Annotated in this window: 13 protein-coding genes and 1 tRNA gene; 13 read left to right on the top strand and 1 reads right to left on the bottom strand. The window is 63.2% G+C overall.

Annotated elements, in window-relative coordinates:
• The first annotated feature begins 25 nt into the window (after nucleotides 1–25).
• From recJ to VGM51_09340, 4 genes are all read left to right on the top strand, one after another.
• Complete coding sequence (gene recJ, locus VGM51_09325; GenBank protein ID HEY3413244.1) at nucleotides 26–1,804, top strand: single-stranded-DNA-specific exonuclease RecJ; 1,779 nt, start codon at nucleotides 26–28, stop codon at nucleotides 1,802–1,804.
• A gap of 20 nt (nucleotides 1,805–1,824) precedes the next feature.
• Nucleotides 1,825–4,206, top strand: a complete 2,382-nt coding sequence (locus VGM51_09330; GenBank protein ID HEY3413245.1) for a bifunctional (p)ppGpp synthetase/guanosine-3',5'-bis(diphosphate) 3'-pyrophosphohydrolase — start codon at nucleotides 1,825–1,827, stop codon at nucleotides 4,204–4,206.
• On the top strand, nucleotides 4,203–4,652 hold the full coding sequence (gene dtd / locus VGM51_09335; protein HEY3413246.1) for a D-aminoacyl-tRNA deacylase: 450 nt from the start codon (nucleotides 4,203–4,205) through the stop codon (nucleotides 4,650–4,652). The genes VGM51_09330 and dtd overlap by 4 nt, the downstream gene beginning before the upstream one ends.
• A 75-nt stretch (nucleotides 4,653–4,727) precedes the next feature.
• Complete coding sequence (locus tag VGM51_09340; GenBank protein HEY3413247.1) at nucleotides 4,728–8,294, top strand: LamG-like jellyroll fold domain-containing protein; 3,567 nt, start codon at nucleotides 4,728–4,730, stop codon at nucleotides 8,292–8,294.
• A gap of 78 nt (nucleotides 8,295–8,372) precedes the next feature.
• Here VGM51_09340 and VGM51_09345 read toward each other — a convergent pair whose 3' ends face one another.
• Complete coding sequence (locus VGM51_09345) at nucleotides 8,373–9,104, bottom strand: hypothetical protein (protein HEY3413248.1); 732 nt, start codon at nucleotides 9,102–9,104, stop codon at nucleotides 8,373–8,375.
• A 214-nt stretch (nucleotides 9,105–9,318) separates the two neighbouring features.
• Between VGM51_09345 and VGM51_09350 the strand changes: the two genes are divergently transcribed.
• The 9 genes from VGM51_09350 to VGM51_09390 all read left to right on the top strand — a co-directional run bounded on the left by VGM51_09350 (nucleotide 9,319) and on the right by VGM51_09390 (nucleotide 20,739).
• The gene (locus tag VGM51_09350) at nucleotides 9,319–10,260 is read left to right on the top strand and encodes a dihydroorotate dehydrogenase (GenBank protein ID HEY3413249.1); all 942 of its coding nucleotides are present in this window, start codon (nucleotides 9,319–9,321) and stop codon (nucleotides 10,258–10,260) included.
• Complete coding sequence (locus VGM51_09355) at nucleotides 10,257–11,900, top strand: hypothetical protein (protein ID HEY3413250.1); 1,644 nt, start codon at nucleotides 10,257–10,259, stop codon at nucleotides 11,898–11,900. Before VGM51_09350 ends, VGM51_09355 begins: the two co-directional genes overlap by 4 nt.
• Nucleotides 11,897–12,466: a hypothetical protein gene (locus tag VGM51_09360; GenBank protein HEY3413251.1), complete on the top strand. Its 570-nt coding sequence runs from the start codon at nucleotides 11,897–11,899 to the stop codon at nucleotides 12,464–12,466. Before VGM51_09355 ends, VGM51_09360 begins: the two co-directional genes overlap by 4 nt.
• A gap of 56 nt (nucleotides 12,467–12,522) precedes the next feature.
• Nucleotides 12,523–12,596: transfer RNA gene (locus tag VGM51_09365), tRNA-Gln, on the top strand.
• Between the two features lie 96 nt (nucleotides 12,597–12,692).
• Nucleotides 12,693–15,140: an ATP-binding protein gene (locus VGM51_09370; protein HEY3413252.1), complete on the top strand. Its 2,448-nt coding sequence runs from the start codon at nucleotides 12,693–12,695 to the stop codon at nucleotides 15,138–15,140.
• Nucleotides 15,137–17,032 (top strand): sialidase family protein, encoded by a 1,896-nt coding sequence (locus VGM51_09375; GenBank protein HEY3413253.1) that lies wholly within the window; start codon nucleotides 15,137–15,139, stop codon nucleotides 17,030–17,032. The genes VGM51_09370 and VGM51_09375 overlap by 4 nt, the downstream gene beginning before the upstream one ends.
• 109 nt (nucleotides 17,033–17,141) lie before the next feature.
• A complete protein-coding gene (gene glmU / locus VGM51_09380; GenBank protein HEY3413254.1) occupies nucleotides 17,142–18,545 on the top strand; it encodes a bifunctional UDP-N-acetylglucosamine diphosphorylase/glucosamine-1-phosphate N-acetyltransferase GlmU in 1,404 nt (467 codons plus the stop codon).
• Nucleotides 18,546–18,731: 186 nt separating this feature from the next.
• Entirely contained in the window at nucleotides 18,732–19,685 is a 954-nt protein-coding gene (locus VGM51_09385; protein ID HEY3413255.1) for a ribose-phosphate pyrophosphokinase, read from the top strand.
• Between the two features lie 55 nt (nucleotides 19,686–19,740).
• Nucleotides 19,741–20,739, top strand: a complete 999-nt coding sequence (locus VGM51_09390; GenBank protein HEY3413256.1) for a hypothetical protein — start codon at nucleotides 19,741–19,743, stop codon at nucleotides 20,737–20,739.
• Nucleotides 20,740–20,754 lie beyond the last annotated feature (15 nt).

A 20,754-nucleotide genomic window follows, 5' to 3' on the forward strand; every position in this document is an offset into this window, starting at 1 on the left:
GATACATCGCGATTTGAAGAGCGGTATGAGATGGAAGCTGGCGGCGGAATGCCGAGCCGACGGCAATGCACTGGCGGCGGCACTGGGTGTGGCGCCGCCAATCGGCCGCCTGCTTGCCCAGCGCGGCGTCCTGGAAGAGGATGCCGCCCTCCGTTTTCTAAACCCGGACGTCACAGACCTGCACGACCCATTCCTGTTGTGCGATATGGACAAGGCCGTCAGCCGCCTTTCCAGCGCTATGGACGCGGGCGAAGTGATCGCCGTCTTCGGCGATTACGACGTGGATGGGATTACCAGCGCCGCCCTTCTGGGGCGCGTTCTGGGCAAGCTGGCCAGGAAACCCGGGACGATCAAGACCTACGTGCCGCATCGCCACCGCGACGGGTACGGACTGAGCCCGGAAACGATTGACCACCTTCACGCGGAAGGCGCCGTTGTGGTGGTATCCGCGGACTGCGGGATCTCCGGGCACGCGGCCGCCGAGCGGGCGACAGCGCTCGGCATCGATCTGATCGTGACCGACCACCATGAACCGCAGGCGACGCTGCCAGATGCGTACGCCATCGTCAATCCCAAGCGCGAAGGCTCGCGATACCCGTTCCGGGATCTGGCCGGCGTGGGGGTCGCGTTCAAATTGGCGCAGGCGTTGGCGTCCCGGCGGGGGGTCACACTGGAGAAGTTCTGGCCGCGGTTCCTGGACCTCGTGGCTCTGGGAACGGTGGCGGACAACGCTCCTCTGCTCGATGAGAACCGTGCCATCGTCCAATTGGGGCTGCTCCGCCTGTCCGATACCCGAAAGGCCGGCCTCCGGGCGCTACTGGCCGCTGTGGGCGCGCTTCAGCGTCCCATCCGTGCGGCAACCATCAGTTTTCAGGTGGCGCCGCGTCTGAACGCCGTTGGGCGGGTTGACGACGCAGCGCTTGGCCTCGAATTGATGATGACGCAGGACGTTACGCGGGCGCAGGAACTGGTGGCGATGCTGGAACGGTTGAACGACCAGCGAAGGGAGGAACAGGAGCGCATCTGGCAGGAGGCATCGGACGCGATTCGCGCCCAGGGGTTGGCGCAGGACAAAGTCATCGTCGTTCACGGCGCCAACTGGCACAAAGGCGTTGTGGGGATTGTTGCGGGCCGCCTCGCCGACGTGTACCACCGCCCCGCGCTCGTGGTGGCGACCGATGGGGACGTCGCCCGTGGCTCCGCGCGCAGCGCGTCCAGTTTCCCCATGATCGATGCCCTGGGCGCCTGCCGCGATTTTCTCACCGATTACGGCGGCCACAGCCAGGCGGCGGGCTTCGATATGCTGGTCGCCAATCTCCCGGGCCTGAGAGCGGGACTTAACCGCTTCGCGGATGGGTACCTCGAAGAAGACGACATCATCCCGTCGCTGGACGTGGACCTGGAGATCGAGCCGTACGAGATAACCCTCGCGGCATTTCGCGATCTGGCGCGGCTTGAACCGTTCGGCGCCGGAAATCGTGAACCGCTGTGGATGGCTCGAGGTTTCAAGGTGCTGAGCGCGACGTGCTTTGGCCGGGCGGACGACCGCGCGCACCTCAGCCTGCGAGTCTGCGGGGAAGGGATGGGACCTACCGACTGCGTGTGGTGGCGAAAAGCGGCGCGCATCGACCAGTTTACCCCAAACTCCCGTTGCGACATGGTGTTCAGAATGGAACAGAATCATTTCGGTAACGGAGGCTTGCGCCTGGTGATACAGGACGCGGTCCCCGGAGGAACGGGCGGGGATTCGGAATTCGCCGGTCCCGCAGCGGAGACGTTTTCGGCCGACGGGACCACGGCCTGAAAAACACCCATAGCACGAATATGGCGGCAACCGCATCACAACTTGCGCCCATTGCGTCCGCGCCGATTGATCAGGGCATGGACGTTTACCCCGAGGAGATCAGAATCTCGCTCGAGGAGGGATACACGCGGCTCGTCAACGCCATCCTTTCATACAGCCCGATGGAGGATGTTGAGACGCTGAGGGCGGCATTCGAGTTCGCGTCCGTCGCCCACTCGAAGCAGATCCGCGAAACCGGCGACCCCTACATCGTCCACCCCCTTGAGGTCGCCGAGATCCTCGCCAGCCTGGAGCTGGATATGGCGACGATCATCGCCGGGCTCCTTCACGACACCGTGGAAGACACCGGCGTCACCCTGGAAGACGTGAGGAAGCGCTTCGGCGACGAGATCGCGCAGCTCGTGGACGGCGTCACCAAGTTGAAACGCGCGGATTTCGAGCACCTCCAGCGCGACAGCGGCGCCGCACCACAGCCGGACGAGCCGAAGGCGGAGGGCGAAGACGGCAAGGCGGAAGGTAAGCGGCGCGGCCTCACCGATGCCCAGCGCCAGGCGGAGAACCTGCGCAAGATCCTCCTTGCCGTGGCGCGTGATTTCCGCGTGATGATCATCAAGCTCGCCGATCGCCTTCACAATATGAAGACGCTGAGCGTGAAATCGCCGGAGAAACAGCGCCGGATCGCCACGGAAACCCTCCAGATTTACGCCCCCCTGGCCCATCGCCTGGGCGTCGGCCGCATCAAATGGCAGCTTGAAGACCTCGCATTCAAATACCTCTACCCGGAGGAGTTTGCGCAAGTCGCGGATATGGTTGCCCGCACGCGCAAGGAGCGCGAAGGCGAACTCGCCGACGTGATGGACCAGTTGAAGGGTCGTCTCGCCGAGGAGGGTATCCACGCCCAGATACAGGGGCGGCCGAAGCACTTGTTCAGCATCTGGAACAAGATGCGCAAGCAGGAGCTGAGTTTCGAGCAGTTGTACGACCTCGTGGCGATCCGCGTCATCGTGGAAACTGTCGCGGAGTGCTACCAGGCGCTGGGCATCGTGCATGAACTCTGGATTCCCCTGCCCGGCCTGTTTTCCGATTACATCGCGCGTCCCAAATCGAACATGTACCAGAGCCTTCATACGAAGGTCCTCGGGCCCATCGGGGCGCCGCTGGAAGTGCAGATTCGAACTTTCGAGATGCACCGCACGGCGGATTACGGCGTTGCCGCACACTGGCAGTACAAGGAAGGCGGCGGGAAAGCGCGGGACGATTTCGAGCGCAAGATGGCCTTCATGTCCCGCCAGTTATTTGAGTGGGACAAGGACAACCAGAGCGAATTTGAGTTCCTTCGGAGCGTGGTCGATGACCTGTTCTTTGACCAGGTGTTCGTCTTCACCCCGAAGGGCGACGTGATCGACTTGCCTGCCGGCGCGACCATCGTCGATTTTGCGTTTCGCGTTCACACCCGTTTGGGTGAGCACTGCGCGGGCGGCCGTATCAACGGCAAGATCGCCCCTCTGAGCACGCAGCTCAAGAACGGCGACATAGTGGACGTTACGCAGAGGGCCAGCGTGCAGCCGAGCCTGGACTGGCTGTCTTTCGTCAAGACGTCGCATGCCAAGGCGAAGATACGCTCTTTCTTCCGCAAGGCGCACTACACCGAGAATGCCCAGAAAGGCCGCGAATCGCTGGAGCGCGAGGTGCAGCGCCTGGGCCTGGAACCGCATACCGTCCTGAAACCCGAGATGCTGGAGAAAGTGGCGAAAGCCATGAACTACGTCTCGGTGGAAGACCTGTACGCGGCGATCGGGGGCGGTCAGGCCGCAGCGCAGACCGTCGTGAATCGCCTCCGCGACCAGATTCCCGTCAACGAAGACAAGATATTCATCGGCAAGGCATCCGAAGCCCGTCTGGACATCACGGCCGGCGGCGTGGACGAAGTGCTCATTTCAAGGGCGAGGTGCTGTTCTCCGCTTCCCGGCGAAGACGTCGTGGGCTACGTGACGCAGGGCCGCGGCGTGATGCTCCACATCCGAACGTGCAAGAACCTCATCTCACTCACGGAGAAGAGCCCTGAGCGCGTAACCGAGATCTCGTGGCGCGGGAGCGCCGGGGAGCGGTATCCCGTACCGGTACGAATCGACGCCTTTGACCGCGTGGGCCTCCTTCAGGACATCAGCAGCATCTTCAGCGCCAACAACACCAATATCCGGGAGGCCAGCATCAAATCGCGCGCCAATCACCGGGCAGTCCTGGAATTGCAGCCGGACGTGGAAAGTGCGCAGCAACTGGAGTCTCTGCTGGCCAACGTGCGCAAACTGGGAGACGTTCTGGATGTGTACCGGATAACGAGCGCCGCCGACGCGCCGCCGGATACCGCCCAGCTTCCCCTGTCGTCCCAGCGCCCCGCATGAGAGCCTTGGTACAGCGTGTGAGTGAAGCCCATGTCATCGTCGATGGCGAGACCGTCGGCGAGATATCCCACGGCCTGCTCATTCTTCTGGGCATCGGCGAGGGCGATACCGCGGAACTGGCGGCGAAGATGGCGGCGAAGTGCGCCAACCTGAGGATCCTTGAGGACGAGCAGGGGAAGATGAACCGCAGCCTCCTTGATTCCGGGGGCAGGGCGCTGGTGGTGAGCCAGTTCACCCTGTATGCCGACTGCCGCAAGGGGCGCCGCCCCAGTTTCACCGGCAGCGCGGGCCCGGAGGAGGGGGAGCGTCTGTACGACAGCTTCTGCGGCGCACTCCGCGAGCTCGGCATCGGCGTTGAGACGGGCGTCTTCCGCGCGCACATGGACGTCCAGCTTCATAACGACGGCCCGGTGACGATCTGGCTGGATAGCGATGAGATATGCTAGCGGGCGGCGCGGCCCATTCCGCGCCTGCCCCGATTCCGCCCCTAAGCGGCTGAACCCACAGAGGAGATCATTACGGTGACGAAACCACTGGCGCTGTGTGCAGGACTGCTGGCGACCCTGGCGCTCTTTCCCTACCGCGAGGCCCGGGCGGTTCAATGGAACAGCCTGAAAGCCGGCAACCCGGTGCTTCCGGGGTATTTTGCCGACCCGTGCTGCCGCAAGTTCGGCGACACCTATTACCTCTATGTCACGCCGGACGGCTGGGATGTCGGGAAGGGTCCGTTCTGCATCTGGACAAGCAAGGATTTCGTCAACTGGACCTCGCATAAGTCACTCGGAGTGAATCCGGGCACCTTCTGGCCGGCGACGGATTTCAAGTGGGCGCCGTCCGTGGTGAAACACAACGGCAAGTACTACATGTACACCCAGACCCCCTGCATGGTGTGGGGGGCCGTCGGGGACACTCCACTCGGCCCGTGGAAGAGCCTGTCTCCCGAAGGCAAGCCGATGATCCCGGACCAGACCCCCAAGGGATCGATCGTTCTGGACGGTGAAGCCTTCATCGACGACGACGGTCAGGTGTACATCTGGTACAGTACCTGGTGGACCCCCACCGTCGCGAAGCTCAAGAGCGATATGTGCACCATCGACGGCACACCCATCCAGTACTTCAGGAACCCCAACAACCCGAACCCGTACGGCACCATCCAGGGCTGTATGGAAGCGCCGTATATGTTCAAGCGCAACGGCACGTACTACCTGATGTATTCGAACAATTACTGCCAGAACTCCACCTACCGCGTGGAATACAGCACGTCCACTTCGCCTCTTGGCCCGTTCGCCTATGGCAGGAACAACCCCATACTTGAGACGAATGAGGACGATACAGTCGACGGCCCGGGGCACCACACCATTCTGGAAGATGGCGGCAAGATATACATCATCTATCACCGGCACGACAACCCGCACGATCCCGACGGATCGCACCGGCAGACGGCCGCGGATGAACTGCATTTCAATGCGGATGGGTCCATCGCGAAGGTGGTCCCATCCCACGCGGGCATCGGCTACCTTGCCCCTTCCACCAAGCGAGATACCGACATTTCGCTAGGAAAGCCCGCCACGGCGTCCTCATCCGCCGGCGCCGAATTCGCGCCCAGGTATGTGACAGACGAGAACAACGGCACCCTTTGGAAGGCGAGCGAGTACAAGTTCCCGCAATGGGTGCGGGTGGACCTTGGTTCGCCGCGCAAGTTCGCGCGCGTGGAGACCGAGTTCCAGTATGCGCAGATAGGCTACCAGTACATCCTCGAGTCGTCCATCGACGGCAAGGTGTGGAAGCGGTTCGCGGACCGGAGTAAAAATACGTCCTGGGGCCCGATGATCGACAGAGCAGGCGTCACCGGGAGGTACATCCGGATCACCATACTCGGGGACAATAACACGCCCCGGCCCGACCCGCGCATCGGCATCTGGAACCTGAAGGTCTATGACGGCATCGAGAAGCCCAACCAGCCCCCCGTGGTGGAAGCGGGACCAGGCAAATCCGGTACCTCAGCCTTTCCCACGCTCGCGCTCGAGGGCATCGTGTACGACGATGGACTGCCCGCCGGGCCCGTGACGACCGTTTGGACCAAGGTAAGCGGGCCCGGAACCGTCACGTTCCGCAATGCGGACAGGCGCGAAACGTACGCCACGTTTTCGTCACCGGGGAAGTACACGCTGAAACTGACGGCGAGTGACGGGAAGCTCGCCTCCTCGGACACGGTCACATACACCATCAATCCTCCGGGGCAAGAGCTAGTGAGGTATCGGTTGGACGAGCCGGGCGGGAACGTGGCGGTCGATGTTTCGGGCAATGCGCAGGACGGCTACCTGCAGAACAAGGCGACGCGTCGCAGCGGAGTGACCGGGATGGCCCTTACACTCGACGGCATCGGCGACTACATGACGATTCCACCGCTTGGCCGGCCGGGCAATCTCACGATAGCCGCGTGGGTGAAGCCGGATTCGCTGTCCAGCCTCAGCGCCATCGTGAGCGCGAACTCGGAGGGCAGAACGGCACGGAACGGTTCGCCCCGTCTCATGCTCAACGGAAACGGCCAGTTTCAGTTTTCCGTCAGTGGCTGCATCCCCGTGGACCAGACATCGCAATTTGCGTTCACGGACAAGACCCTCGGAAGGTGGACGCATATAGCCGTTGTGTATGCACGCTCCGCGAAAACGGTGACGTTCTACGTAGACGGAAAACCCGATTCCACTCACACGTACAGCGATACGCAGCCCATTGACCTTTCGGTGGGATTGCGCGCGGGCGCGGCGAGCAACGGGTTGTATTTCGACGGCAAGATAGACGATCTGGCCATTTTCAGCACGCCCATCAGCCCGCGGGCGGTGCGCGATATCATCGGCGGCGGGCGATGGACGACAATCGCTGACGCGCTCCGTGCTGCCGATGGGCGGAAGGTTACGCTCAAGGCAAAAGCCGTGACCTACGCGCCGAGGGACGCGTCCGGTCATCGTACCACGGGGTTTTTCCAGATCGCGGAGCCGGACAGCACCGCTACGCTGCGCGTAGTGGACGGATCGGCCGGACAGGATCGGGCGGACACGGAGAGCGGCGTGACCGTATCCGGGACGATGCGCACCGACGCAGAAACGGGCGAGCGCTATCTGGCGCTCAGCAAGCCCCCCGAGATTGAGTCGTGTTCCCATGTCTCCACGCTGGATGTGCGATCCTCGTCAATCGAGGGCAACCGCGCGCTGGCCGGCAGGATGGTCGCTTTCGAGGCGAAGGTGATATCCGTCGCCTCGGACGCCGGCTCCCTGGTCACCGCGGACGGCACGAATGTTGTGTCGGAAATTGGTCCGATTGATCTCGTGAGTAGAGGCAACACGGTGCACATCGTCGGCGTTGTGGGCAGGGCCGGCACAAAGGCGGCCGGCGCCGGGACAGTGGTCCTGCTGCGCGACATCAGCGTCATCGATCCGCCGGTTCCGCCTGTGACCAATGGGCTCGTGGCACGCTACAAGTTCGATGAAAGCGCCGGGGCAGCCGTGTCCGATGCGTCGGGCAAAGGCAATGCCGCCACGTTGGGCGGCGGCGCTACGTGGGCGTCGGGCAAGATGGGGAATGGCGTGAATCTGGACGGGCGGGGCGGCCACATCACCCTTCCCGTGGGCATTATGAAGGACGTCAGCGACTTCACTATCTGCGCATGGGTCAAGCAGGACGCCAGGCCGATGTTCTCCCGAATCTTCGATTTCGGATCCGGCACCGACAAATACATGTTCCTGTGCAATCTGGGCGAAGGCGGCATACGGTACGCCATAACGTCTAACGGCAACGCGGGTGGTGGCGAGAAGGTATGCGAGACCGACCAACCTCTCCCCCTCGGAGCCTGGAAGTATGTGGCGGTCACGCAGGCCGGCGATACCGTGAGCCTCTACATCGACGGGAAACAGGTGGCCAGGACCGCGGGCATCACGCTGAAGCCGTCGGACCTGGGCGCCACCGACCGGAACTGGATCGGCCGGTCGCAATACAACGACCCCACGCTGGACGGCAAGGTGGATGATTTCCGCATCTACAACAGGGCTCTCACAGACAGCGAGATAAGTCAGATATCCAAGGGTTACTGAGCGTTCGGCATTCAGGATTCATCATCCAGACGCGGAAACTCCGCCCTGGATGCTGAATGCCCGATGCCTGACCGTCGTTTAGTGCACGTCCGGTCCGAAGAAGTCGTCAATCCCGACGCCCTCCGTGTAATCAGCCGGACGCTGGAAACGGAAATTCGACGCCGGAAACCGGCGCGCTTGACGTGCATAATTGGCAGTTATACGGGTTGTGTTGCCGTCGGCGTCACGCACGGCGGCCTTCCGTACGAGCGCATCAGAACGTCCGAAGGCGAATGCCACGAAGGCAGCGCTGCCTTCGGGTGTAGTGCCGGTCTGGCCGTACAAACGGTACGAGGGTGTGCCATTGATCTTCGTGGTAGTCAGCGGCACGCGCGTCAAGATGCGCGCGACATCAGGATTCTGCACGATTGTTGTGAGCTCGCTGGTCACCGCATTCGGCAGTAGTAGCCGTAATCGTTCTCGAACGACCTGCAGTTCCGGGTCGTTGGGATCCAAACGAAGCCATAGTTTCCTCGGTTTGTTCACGAAGACTTGGTCGGACCCGTTGACGTAAATGGATCCGCTTCCCTTGCTGGTCCGTAGCTGTTCCACGTAATGGGTTGAATCGTTCCAGCGGACCGTTCCCGTGAGAACCGTTTTCACTCCGGTTGCTTCCTGTCGCACAAAAGTAGCCTTGATCACGCAGGGGCCAAGTGTTTGATGGGCGTGGATGGACTTCCAGATCATCGATTTGGCATTGGGAGTTGCGGCTCCGAACGAAGCCGAACCAAGACCGGCGATCACCAGTGTGAGCAGACAAGTTTTTTTCATGGCGCGTCTCCTTGTAGTCCGATAGAACGGATCGGCGAGTCAGATGATGGGAAACCAACCTGTATGTGCGAGTCGCATCCACTATAGGAAGCGGGCATGGAACGCTGCAAGGTGAGCTCTAAGGCCTGCGACGTGTACAGCGGCGCAGACTAGTCCCAGGCGGGCGCCAATTGCCGGCTTGCCCTGCTTCGCCGCCGCGCCGCACAATGAACCGATGACTGTAGAGCGCACAAGCAACCCGATGGCTGTCCGCATCGGGCCCCTGGAACTCGCCAACCCCGTGATGACGGCGTCCGGCACGTTCGGATTCGGCCTCGAGTACGCTGATTTTGTGGATCTGAACCGGCTCGGCGCCATGGTGACCAAGGCGACGACACTTCAACCGAGGCTTGGGAACTCCCCACCGCGCACGGTTGAGACGCCCGCGGGGATGCTGAACGCGATCGGCCTCCAGAACGACGGTGTTGAATCGTTCCTGAACGAGAAACTGCCCAAACTGGCCGCGTATTCCGTTCCCGTCATCGTGAACATCGCCGGTACCAGCATCGAGGATTATGCCACGCTGGCGGGTATGCTGGATGTGGATGGCGTTGCCGGGATTGAGATGAATATCTCGTGCCCCAATGTGGGGCATTCGGGCGTGGAGTTCTGCATGGAGCCCGGGGCCACCGAGCGGGTGGTCGCTGCCGTGCGGGCGCGTACGGCAAAATGCGTCATCTGTAAGTTGAGCCCCGCGGTAACCGACATCACCGTCATCGCCCGGGCGGCGGAGCAGGGCGGCGCGGACGCGGTGAGCGTCATCAACACGCTGGCGGGAATGGTGATCGATGTGGAGAAACGCCGCCCGGTTCTGGCAAACGGCACCGGCGGCCTGAGCGGACCGGCGATTCGGCCGGTGGCCGTGCGCATGTGCTGGCAGGTCGCCAAATCGGTTTCGATCCCGGTGATCGGCATCGGCGGCATCCAGACATCGGAGGACGCGCTACAGTTCCTGATCGCCGGGGCGAGCGCCGTCCAGGTCGGCACCGCGAGTTTTGTGAACCCCGGGTCGAGCATCGATGTCCTGACGGGCATCGATGCGTATCGCGTCCGGCATGGGTTCGAGAGTATCGGCGAGATTGTGGGCTCGCTCACGATGAGGGAGAATCGAAGATGAAATTCGCACGCATGCTGGGGCTCGTGATGGTGGTCGCGTGCGGCCTCGCGCGCGCGCAGACGTTTCCCTTCGAAGATGATTTCTCTTCGTACTCGCCCGGCAGCACCGGCGCTCCCGTGTGGAGTGTGCTTGCCGGTGGGATGTTCAACGCATCGGAGGGCGGGCTCAAGGGCAGTGTACTTGTCCGGTACAACATCCGCCCGCCTCGCAGTTACGTCGCGGAGATGACCGTGGCGCTGCCGGCCGGCGCTCCGCCCGAAGGGACCCTCGCTGCATTCCGGTTCAACGGGCAGGACGAGAAATCGATGCAATCGGCCGACGTAGCGGCGCTTCAGACTACGGGGGGAGCGGATTCCGCGACCGTGGTGACGTCGGCAGATCGACGGGTCACTTCAACGGCTTCACTCGCGATCCCGAAGGATGGGGTTGTGAGTTTGCGGCTCGCGGTGGATGGAGACACCGGACGATACGCTATCTGGTCTGGCGATACGCTTCTGTCGAAGGGCGCTTCCGAGTATTCAGCCGGCCTTCTGGCCCTGGAACTCGGCGAGAATTCGACGCTCAGGCATTTCGCATTGAGGGTGGTCACCGAGGAGGAGAAGAAAGCCCTTCAGGTCACCACGTTGTTTAACGATCCGAGGGACATCGCAGATGGCGGAGACGGGCTTATCCTGGTTCTGCATCGCGGCTCTCCGGCCATGTTCGCGGTGACGCCCGACGGAGAGGTGATTCGTTCTTTCGGCAGGCGGATAGCAACCGCGCTGGTCGATCCGGTGGCAATGGCAATCGGCATCTCAAAGGAGGTGCTTGTGCTGAACCGGTATCCCGGAGAAGTGATCGCCTACGATCGCAACGGAGGGCTCCGCCGCCGGTTCGGCAGGGGAAACCTGTCCCGCCCGGTCGATATGACCGTGCTGGCCTCGGGCAATGTGTACGTCGCAGACGCGGGGGCCCACGCTATCGCCGTCTTCGGCGCGGACGGCAAGTATCTCGGCGCCTGCAAATTGGGAACGGACGAACCGTCCGCGATCGCTTCCGATGCCGCCGGCAATCTGCTGGTTTCCGTGCTGCCGGCCCGCACGATCGCGTTTCGTCCCGCCACCCAGCCGTCCAACCTGGTGATTGTCCGCGAGGCGCCAGGCGGCTTCGAGGCTCAGATCGCCGTGGGCCATTCAACCTGGGCTTTCAGCGGCGGGGCCATTACGGAGACAGGCGGGGCCGGCCGGTTCACCGCGGCGGCCGTCGGCGCGTTGGGAACGCATGGGCGCATGGCGAGCGTTAACGGGACCGTTTATGTACTGGACCGCGACCACAGTCGGTTCGTCGCCGTTCCTCCGGCGCTGAACGATGCCGCACCCGAAGTGACGCTGCAGAACGCCGCCGGCAGTTCGGCGCTGGTTCGCTGGGACGCGATGACGCCGGTTAAAACGGCGCGCGTCCATCTGCTCCGCGGTTCGACATGGGACACCCTGCGGCAGGATACGGCCAAGCCGGCAGCCCACCTTCAGGTACTGCTGGAGCGGCTTAAGCCAGGGATGAAATACAAGTACTGCGTCAGCCCAACGCTCAGCACGGTGCCGCCATCGGATTGGTCCGGCGAGTATACATTTACGACACCGGCTTCGGAGGCGAAGCCTTGAGCCCGGAAAGTCCGGAAAAACCGGTCTTCGGGGCGCCCCGCAATCGGGACCTGCATCTGAGCCAGCGCTATACGCGGTGGGCTATCTGGGGGTGCATGACATTCGTTCTGCTGGGCGCGCTGGCGATCGGCGGGTATTTCGTGGTTCTGTTCCGCAACCCGGCGGTGTGGCGCGCGGCGGAGAATCTGGCACGCTGCCAGGCGCGCATGCAGGTGCTCTCGGGGGCGCTGGGTCGGTACAACGAAGACAAGGGCCACCTGCCGGCGAGGCTCGACGACCTCTATCCCACCTATCTCGCCGATAAAGTGAACCTGCGCTGCCCGGCCGACCCCGACACCGGGAAGGCGAGCAGTTTCGTGCTCCGGCCCGGCGTGCTCTGGACCGGCGGGGACGCTGTGGTGGTTTACTGTCCTCACCACCCGGCCCGGAACCTGATGCCCGGGAAAACGGCTGCCGATGCCGGGAACGTCGTTCCGGTCATCTACCAGGGCGGACGGGTGGACCGGGAGATCGCCTCGCTGGATCGTTTCCCGGCGCCCGCCGCCGGGGTTGCCCCCAAGCGTTGACAGGGCGGCGGCGCACGGCGTATCATGGGATAGGCGCCTCGTCTGGGCGCCTGAATTGCCGGGTCGTCCAATGGCAGGACAACGGTTTTTGGAGCCGTCTATCAAGGTTCGAATCCTTGCCTGGCAACCATTTTTTCTCCCCCGGCCCGGATCGAGCCTCTCCGAGCCTGTTACCGACTCGCGGCCGGCGATCCTCGGGCTCGCGGCACGATCAGATTGACCCCTTATGCGCGTCACCGACCAGGTAAATCCGGTTTACAGCAGGCTGAACGAACTGCTGGACGGCGTTCCCGGGTTTGTCTGGGAATACAAGGGCTGCCCGGGCGCTCCGGGCGGGCATCTGGCTTACGTCAGTCCCGGCGTCAGGGACATCTTCGGCGATACCCGGTTTACCCCCGCCTCGGCCCTTTCCAGGATCATCGCCAGCGTACACCCGGCGGACGTGCTGCTGGTGCGGAGCAAGATCATTGAGGTGTTCCACTCCGGGCAAAAGGGCGGCGTTCGGATACGCTGCCTTCGCGGCGACGGCGCAATCGTCTGGCTTGACGTCCGGATGGCGGCCGTCGTGGACGTTACACGAAGATCCGTCGGGCTCCACGGGATGGCGGTGGACGTCACCGAACAGCGGCGCATCGAAGATGCTCTCCGCCAGCGTGAGAACGAATTCCGGAACCTCGCAGAAAATGCGCCGGACGAGATCGTCCGATTTGACCGGGACGCGCGGCACATTTATGCCAATCCCGCTGTGTGTGAAGGCGCCCGCATGACGCGCGAGGCGATCATAGGCAAGACACACACGGAATTGGGGCTCCCGTCCGGGCACGCGGAGGAATGGGAGTCCTGGGTGCGGCAGGTACTCGCGAGCGGCCTTGAGCGTGTCGAGACCTTCGAACCATTAGCAGGGCGGGGCCGCAAATGCCTGCACGCGAGGATCATCCCGGAGCGGAACGAATCGGGTGAGATTGAATCCGTGCTCGCAATCGTCCGAGATATCTCGGACCAACACCGCGCGAAGGAGATCGAGGCGTTCCTTGCCCGGGCAGGGGAACGGTTATCGGCCACTCTGGACTACGAGGGAACGCTGGAGACCGTGACCGACCTAGCGGTCCCCTTGATTGCCGACATATGCGCCGTAGACCTGATCGACGCGGATGGCATTGTCCGGCGCGTCGCGGAGCATGGCATCGATCCGGAGGCCGCTGCCCGCGCGAGGGAGCTGGCGGGCGAGGCCCCGTTCGATGCCGAGGCGGAAATCAACGTCCCGCTGACCGTTCGCACCGGGGAGACCCTTCTCGTTTCAGACGTGAACGACGAGTGGCTCGAATCCGTCAGCGCCGGGCGCCGCCTGACGCTTGTGCTGAAGACCCTCGGGATTCGATCGCTGCTGACCACCCCCCTATCGGCGCGAGGAAAGCTCATCGGGTCCATGACGTTCGCGATGACAACATCCGGGCGTCGTTTGAGCCAGGTCGACGTGGTGCTGGCCGAGGTATTCTCAAATCGTTGCGGGCAGGCCATCGACAACGCCAGTCTGTTCCGGCAGGTGGAGCAATTGAACCGTCACAAAGATGAGTTCATCGCGATGCTGGGCCATGAACTACGGAATCCTCTGGCCGCCATATCGAATGCGGTCTCGGCGGTTCAGAGCCGCTACACGTTGGCCGACGGCCCATTTCGCGACACCCAGGCCGAGATCATGCGCCAGATCGGCCTGATGGCCCGCCTCGTGGATGATCTTCTCGATGCGACGCGCATCACTCACGGACAGATTCACTTGCGAAGGGAGCGCATGGACGCCGGGGAAGCCGTTCTCCTCGCTGTGTCATCGCTGGAAGGCCAGGCCGCCGCGAAGGGGCAGCGCGTGGACCTGGATATCCCTGAATCGGGACTCCCGATCTCGGCGGACCCTGTTCGAATTCAGCAGATATGCACCAACCTCCTGCAGAATGCGATCCGGTACACCCCTCCGGGAGGCCGCATCAGGGTTGTCGCCGATCGGACCGGGAACAGCATCACTTTGCGGTTCGCCGATGATGGACAGGGCATGGACGCGGATCTCGTTCCGCACGTCTTCGACCTTCTCGTTCAGGGCACGCCCAACCTTGACCGGAAAGAGGCCGGACTGGGGATCGGGCTGACGCTGGTCAAAAGGCTGGTGGAGATGCACGGGGGGAGCGTTGAGGCGCATAGCGACGGGCCGGGGAAGGGGAGCGTCTTCGTCGTCAGCCTTCCGGTGGACGCTGAGGTCGGCGCGTCTTACCCCGGGATGCCGCTTGCGAAGACGTCTGCGTCGCGGCGCCTCTCGTCCATTCTCGTCGTCGATGACAACGCCTTTGCCGCCCGGATGATGGCGGAAGTCCTGCGGTCTCTTGGTCATCAGGTCCAGGTTGCCGGAGACGGCGAGGCGGCGATCGAGCTTGCGGTTCAATCTACCCCGGACGTGGCATTGATGGACATCGGGTTGCCGGGGATGGATGGGTACGAGGTGGCGAGACGCCTGCGGGCTGAACCGTCGTGCCGGGACATGCGCCTGATCGCCCTGACGGGGTACGGCGGGCAGGACGACCGGCAGCGGTCGATGGCGGCCGGCTTCGACGAACACCTGGTGAAACCGCTCGACTTCGATGTGCTCGATTCGCTGCTTGCTTCAATTCCGGAAGGACGTGGACGATGACCCGCTCCGCATTGATCCGGGGCTGGGCGCTGGGCCTCTGCGCGTGGAGCGCCTTAAGCGCCTGTGCCGGGGCCGTACACGGAACGGAGGCTAACGCGTCGGCGAACCTCACGTCCGTATACTCCGAAACTGCTGTCGCCATAAACCCGGCAGACCCGCGCTCGATCGTCATCGGCGCCAATCACATCGCGGGCGACGGTGCGATGCCGGTGTTCACGAGCGCCGACCGCGGCGCCACGTTCATCCGCACAACGCTTCCGAGTACAATCGGCGGAACGGTCTATCACTCCGCGGCGGACCCTTCCGTTGCGTTCGACTCCCTCGGCAACGCCTACTATTGCTTCATAGTAGCGAAGGGGACGCTCTACGACCCGTACCACCCCGTTGTGGCAACGCTGAAAGCCGGCCAAACCCAGTGGACCGGCCCGCTGCCGGTCGCGGGAACCGTCGCGGATGACGACAAGCCGTACATCGCGGTTGACGCATCGCCGGGCAGCCCGTACTCGGGCAGGGTCTACGTCGTGTGGGATCGAAATGCCAGCGATGGTTCGCAGAGCATTATGATTGCAAGATCGGCGGACGGAACGGTGTGGCAACCCCCCGTGCGCGTTGACGATGCCGCGACGTCGTCCGGTTCGGTTATCTACGCCATGCCGGCGACGGGGCCGTACGGCGAGGTTTACGTCGTCTGGAACGATTACGGAGGCGGCGCGGGCGGAACCCTCCTGCTCGATAAATCTCTGGACGGCGGAGCCTCGTTTGGCGTGGACGTCAAAATCTGTGACCTGCAGCTGAATCTGCAGCCCGATCCCGCCGATCCGTACTCCCTGTACACCATTCCGGCCCAGCCCACCCGCGGCATCGCGGCGTGCCCCAGCATCGGGGTGGACACAACCAGAGGACCGCGACGCGGGTGGGTCTACGTTTGCTACGGTGACCGGGGCCTCAACCGGCCCAGCGATGACGTCGACGTCTTCGTACGCCACTCCGTCGATGGCGGCGCGACGTGGTCCGACGCCGTGAGAGTCAACGACGACACGGGCGCCACGAGCCAGTTCTTCCCATGGATGAGCGTAGACCCAGTGGATGGTTCGCTCAATATTTCGTTTTATGACTGCCGGAACGATACGGCAAACCGCAAGGCGCACGTTTACTACGCGCGGTCTCGTGACGGTGGCGTCACCTTTGAGCCCAATGATTGCGTCACAACCACTCCGTCCGACGAGTCTACAGGGACCGCGGACCCGACGGGCAACGATTACGGGGACTACGCCGGAATCGCGGCATACGGCGGGCAAATCGTGCCGGCGTGGACGGATTCGCGCGGAGGGTACAACCAGACGTACACTGAAATGCTGGTTCAGCCGGCTCTGGAACCGGCAGCGTTGTCCCAGACGGCGCTGGGGTTGAACCTTCCGCCCGACGCTACCTTGAGCAGCCGGTCGATCACACTGAACGCCATCCTCGGAGGGCCATCTGCGGCGATGCAAGCCGAGTGGGAGGTCAAACCGGCCGCCATCCCGTTTGACGGCACCGGGACCACGACCACCGATGCGCCGGTGTTTGTCGGCGCTCCGATGGCGGCGTCTCTGTCGCTTACGGCTCTCCCAAACGGGGAATATCACTGGAGGGTGCGGGCGCTTCGAACGGACGGCCTCGCGCCGCCCAGCCAGTGGGTGGCGTTTTCGTCCGGTGTGGCGTTCCGCATCGGTGGCGCGGCGTGGAATATGAGTGATGCCGCCCGGGCGCTCGCCATAGCGGCGGGCCTGGCGCGATCGACGGTGCTCGACGCTGCGAGGCTTGATGTCGCGCCTCCCTCGTCCGGAATCGTTACGCTTGTCGATGCGGTACATATCGCGAGGGCGGTTGCGGGCCTGGAAACGATTCCATAGGGCGCGGCCTGTTCCCCCTTTCCGCCACTATTTCGGTTGGTGACCTGGTCGGTGGGAATGCTAGCATGGCTTCGGCAGCGGGTTTCGCTGAGCCGATACGAACACATTTATGGGAAATCCCAAACCTCCAGTAGCCGTTATCATGGCCGCGGGCAAAAGCACGCGGATGAAATCCCGTACGCCGAAAGTCCTCCACCGCGTTGCCGGGCGCGCCGTCGTGGACTATATCGTTGAAGCGGCGCGCGAGGGCTGCGGCGTCGAAGATGCCATTGCCATCATCGGCCACGAAGCGGAACGCGTGCGCGAACACCTTACCGGGCGCTGGGGAAGCCGGGTGCGATTCGCCGTTCAGGAGCCGCAGCACGGCACCGGCCACGCAGTGATGCAGGCCGAACCGCTGTTGTCCGGGTTCGACGGTGACGTTCTCACCCTCGCGGGCGACACCCCGCTGGTGAGCGCCGACGTGCTCGCCGCATTGCTGGCGCACCACCGCGCCACTTGCGCAACGGCCACCGTGCTGACTGCTGTGATGGACGCTCCCGGCCATTACGGGCGTGTGATCCGCGATGACAAGGGCACAGTCGCTTACATCGTAGAGGCCCGGGATGCTTCCGAGCAGGAGCGCACGGTCCGCGAGATCAATACAAGCATTTACTGCTTCCGGGCGCCGGCCCTCTTTCGCGCTCTGACCCAGATTCGACCCCAGAACGCGCAGGGTGAGTATTACCTCACCGATGTCATCGCGCTGCTGGCGCGGGAGGGCGAGCGGGTGGAAGCCGTCGTGTCCCCGGACGCCGCCGTCGTGATGGGCGTGAACACGCGCGTTGAACTGGCGGAAGCTTCGGCCATCGTGCGGCGCCGGAAACTCGATCAACTGATGCTGTCGGGGGTCACGGTAATCGATCCGGCGGCTACCTATGTTGACACTGAAGTGGCCGTCGGCGCCGATACCGTGCTGTACCCGGGGACCGTGTTGGAAGGCGCCACCACCATCGGCAGGGACTGCGTGGTGGGGCCGTTCTCCCACCTTGTGGACACGCGACTTGGCGACGGCGTGACGTTTGCGCAGAGCAAAGCGAATCTGGCGGAAGTGGCAGACGGAGTGAACGTGGGACCGTTCGCTCATCTGCGGCCGGGAACGGTTGTGGACCGCGATGCGCGCGTGGGCTCGTTTGTGGAAATCAAGAAGTCGCACCTGGGCGAAGGGGCGCACGTGGCGCACCTGAGTTACGTGGGCGACGCCGAGGTGGGGCCGCGCGCCAACATTGGCGGCGGGACCATCACGTGCAATTACGACGGGCGGAAGAAACACCCAACCAACATCGGAGCCGATGCCTTCATCGGGAGCAACAATACCCTGGTGGCGCCCGTGACCGTGGGGAAGGGCGCATACACCGCGGCGGGCAGCACCATAACGGACGACGTGCCAGCCGACGCCCTCGGCCTGGGGCGCGCGCGCCAGGTGAACAAGGACGGGTGGGCCGCCAGGCGAAACCAGGAAACTGAAGAATGATCTCTACGAAACGATGAATACCGCGGGAACCGGGATTCATCGTTTCGTTTTCGGGCCAATGTGATCGGGTATGGAAGCGAAAGGACAGCAACAATGGCGGAATCACTGTTAGCACGGGCGGGATTTGCCGAATCGGCGAAATTGCCCAAACCTGCCCGCCTGACGCGGAAAGCGATAGATGCCAATATGCCAACCCCCTCCAATCTGAGACTCCTTTGCGGTACCGCCAACCGGCCGCTGGCGGAGGAGATATCGCATATCCTTTCGACGCCCCTCACCGAACTCACGTGCAAACGCTTCAGCGATGGCGAGATCTTCGTGAAGATCCTGGAGAGCAGCCGGGGCGCGGACGCGTTTGTTATCCAGCCGACCTGCGCGCCGGTGAACGACACGCTGATGGAGACGCTGATCCTCGTGGATGCCCTCCGCCGCTCGTCGGCCCAACGCATCACGCTTGTGCTTCCTTATTACGGCTACGCGCGTCAAGACAAGAAACTAGGGCCTCGCGAGCCGGTAACCGCGAAACTCGTGGCAAACCTGATGACCACCGCGGGGATCGACCGCCTGCTGACCATCGATCTGCATGCGGAGCAGATTGGCGCCTTCTTCGACGTACCGGTGGACCACCTCCCGGCCGCGCCGATCATCGCGGAATACCTCATCGACCAGGACCTTTGCGGGCCGGGCGTCGTGGTGGTGTCTCCCGATGTTGGCGGCACCGCTCGTGCCCGACGCCTGGCAGAACGCCTTGGGAGCCCCCTGGCGATCATCTCGAAGCGGCGCCCCGAGCCAAACAAGACCGAGGTGATGGAGGTCATTGGCACCGTAAAAGGCAAAACGGCCGTGATGATCGACGACATGATCGACACGGCCGGCAGCGTCGCCACAGGGGCGGTCGCACTCAAGGAACGCGGGGCGAAGCGGGTTTTCGCCTGCTGTACCCACGCTGTCCTCAGCGGCGGAGCGATCGAGCGTATTGAGGAGTCGCCGATCGAGGAACTGGTGATCACAAACACGATCCCGACGCACCACCTCGGCAGCGACAAGGTCGTCTGCCTCAGCGTCGCGCCGCTGCTGGCCCGAGCGATCCAACGCATCCACGAAGGCCGCAGCGTGTCGGAGCTGTTCACGGCGTACTGATCTGCCGAACCCGAATTCCACCACAGAGGCACAGAGGGCACGGAGGAATCGAAGCATGGAGTTCCTTTGGATAGTCGCCTGGGTCATCGCTGCGTTGTTCGTGATCAGCACGGTGTTGAACATTGTCGGGCGTCGGCACGACCGTCAGTTAGCGCTGGCTCGATCCGGCATCGACCCGGACGAGTTCATTGGCTACTTCACACGGCAAGGCATACCAAGGCCTATCGCCGAGATCACACGCGCGTATTTCCGGGAGTGGATGGGAATCGCCGACTTCCCGGTGCTCCCTGCTGATAACATCGCCGACGTCTACGGCATGGTTGACGAAGACCTGGAGGCGACCTTCTTCGAAGTGCTGGATCTGTGTGGCCGTCGTGATAAGCCGGACGAGGGTGAGATGGGTTGCCCGACGATCAATACCGTCGAGGACCTCGTCAAGCTCATAGCCCTGTTGACCACGCCCGAAAAGTGCGATATCGTAACCGTCGATGACCCGGTCGATTATCAGAGCCGCGCCAGACTTGCATTGCTGCTACGACGTTTCGCGATTGGACGCATCACCTACCTGGAGTTCGAGCAGGGGGTCAACGCGTTGTCGTGGAACCGAAAGGACGGCGCGATTCCCGGCGTGGTGAGCGAAGTGCGCGGACTGCTACACGCCGATACAGAGATGCGGTTGTCGGCCTCGGATGATTACCGGCTTCAGGAGCGCATTCCCCTTGATCGCGAGCTAAAGCGTGCCCTGGCGCGAAGCGTGATGTTCCTCTATTCGGACCAGCCATACCTGCGGCGCTGGCAGAAGCACCTGACAGTCGGGGAAACCGTGTTCGTCGTTTGCTCATTGGCCGCGAGTGCCGCGCTGTTCCGGTCCGGATATGCCTGGGCGGCCACGGCGTTACTGGCGTTCATCGCTTGGCTGGTGTATGAGCTTGCCTGGGCGCCCCCCAGTCGGGGGGAAGCCATGTCATCGGGAGCCTATCCATTCGCGGACAACGTCCATTTCTTTGCGGCTCGCTGGCGGCCGAGGTTGCTGGCCGGCCGGCCACCGATCTGATCTCGCGTACCGGGG

The sequence above is a fragment of the Armatimonadota bacterium genome, from assembly GCA_036504095.1.
In the GTDB taxonomy this organism is placed as follows: Bacteria; Armatimonadota; DTGP01; order JAKQQT01; family JAKQQT01; genus DASXUL01.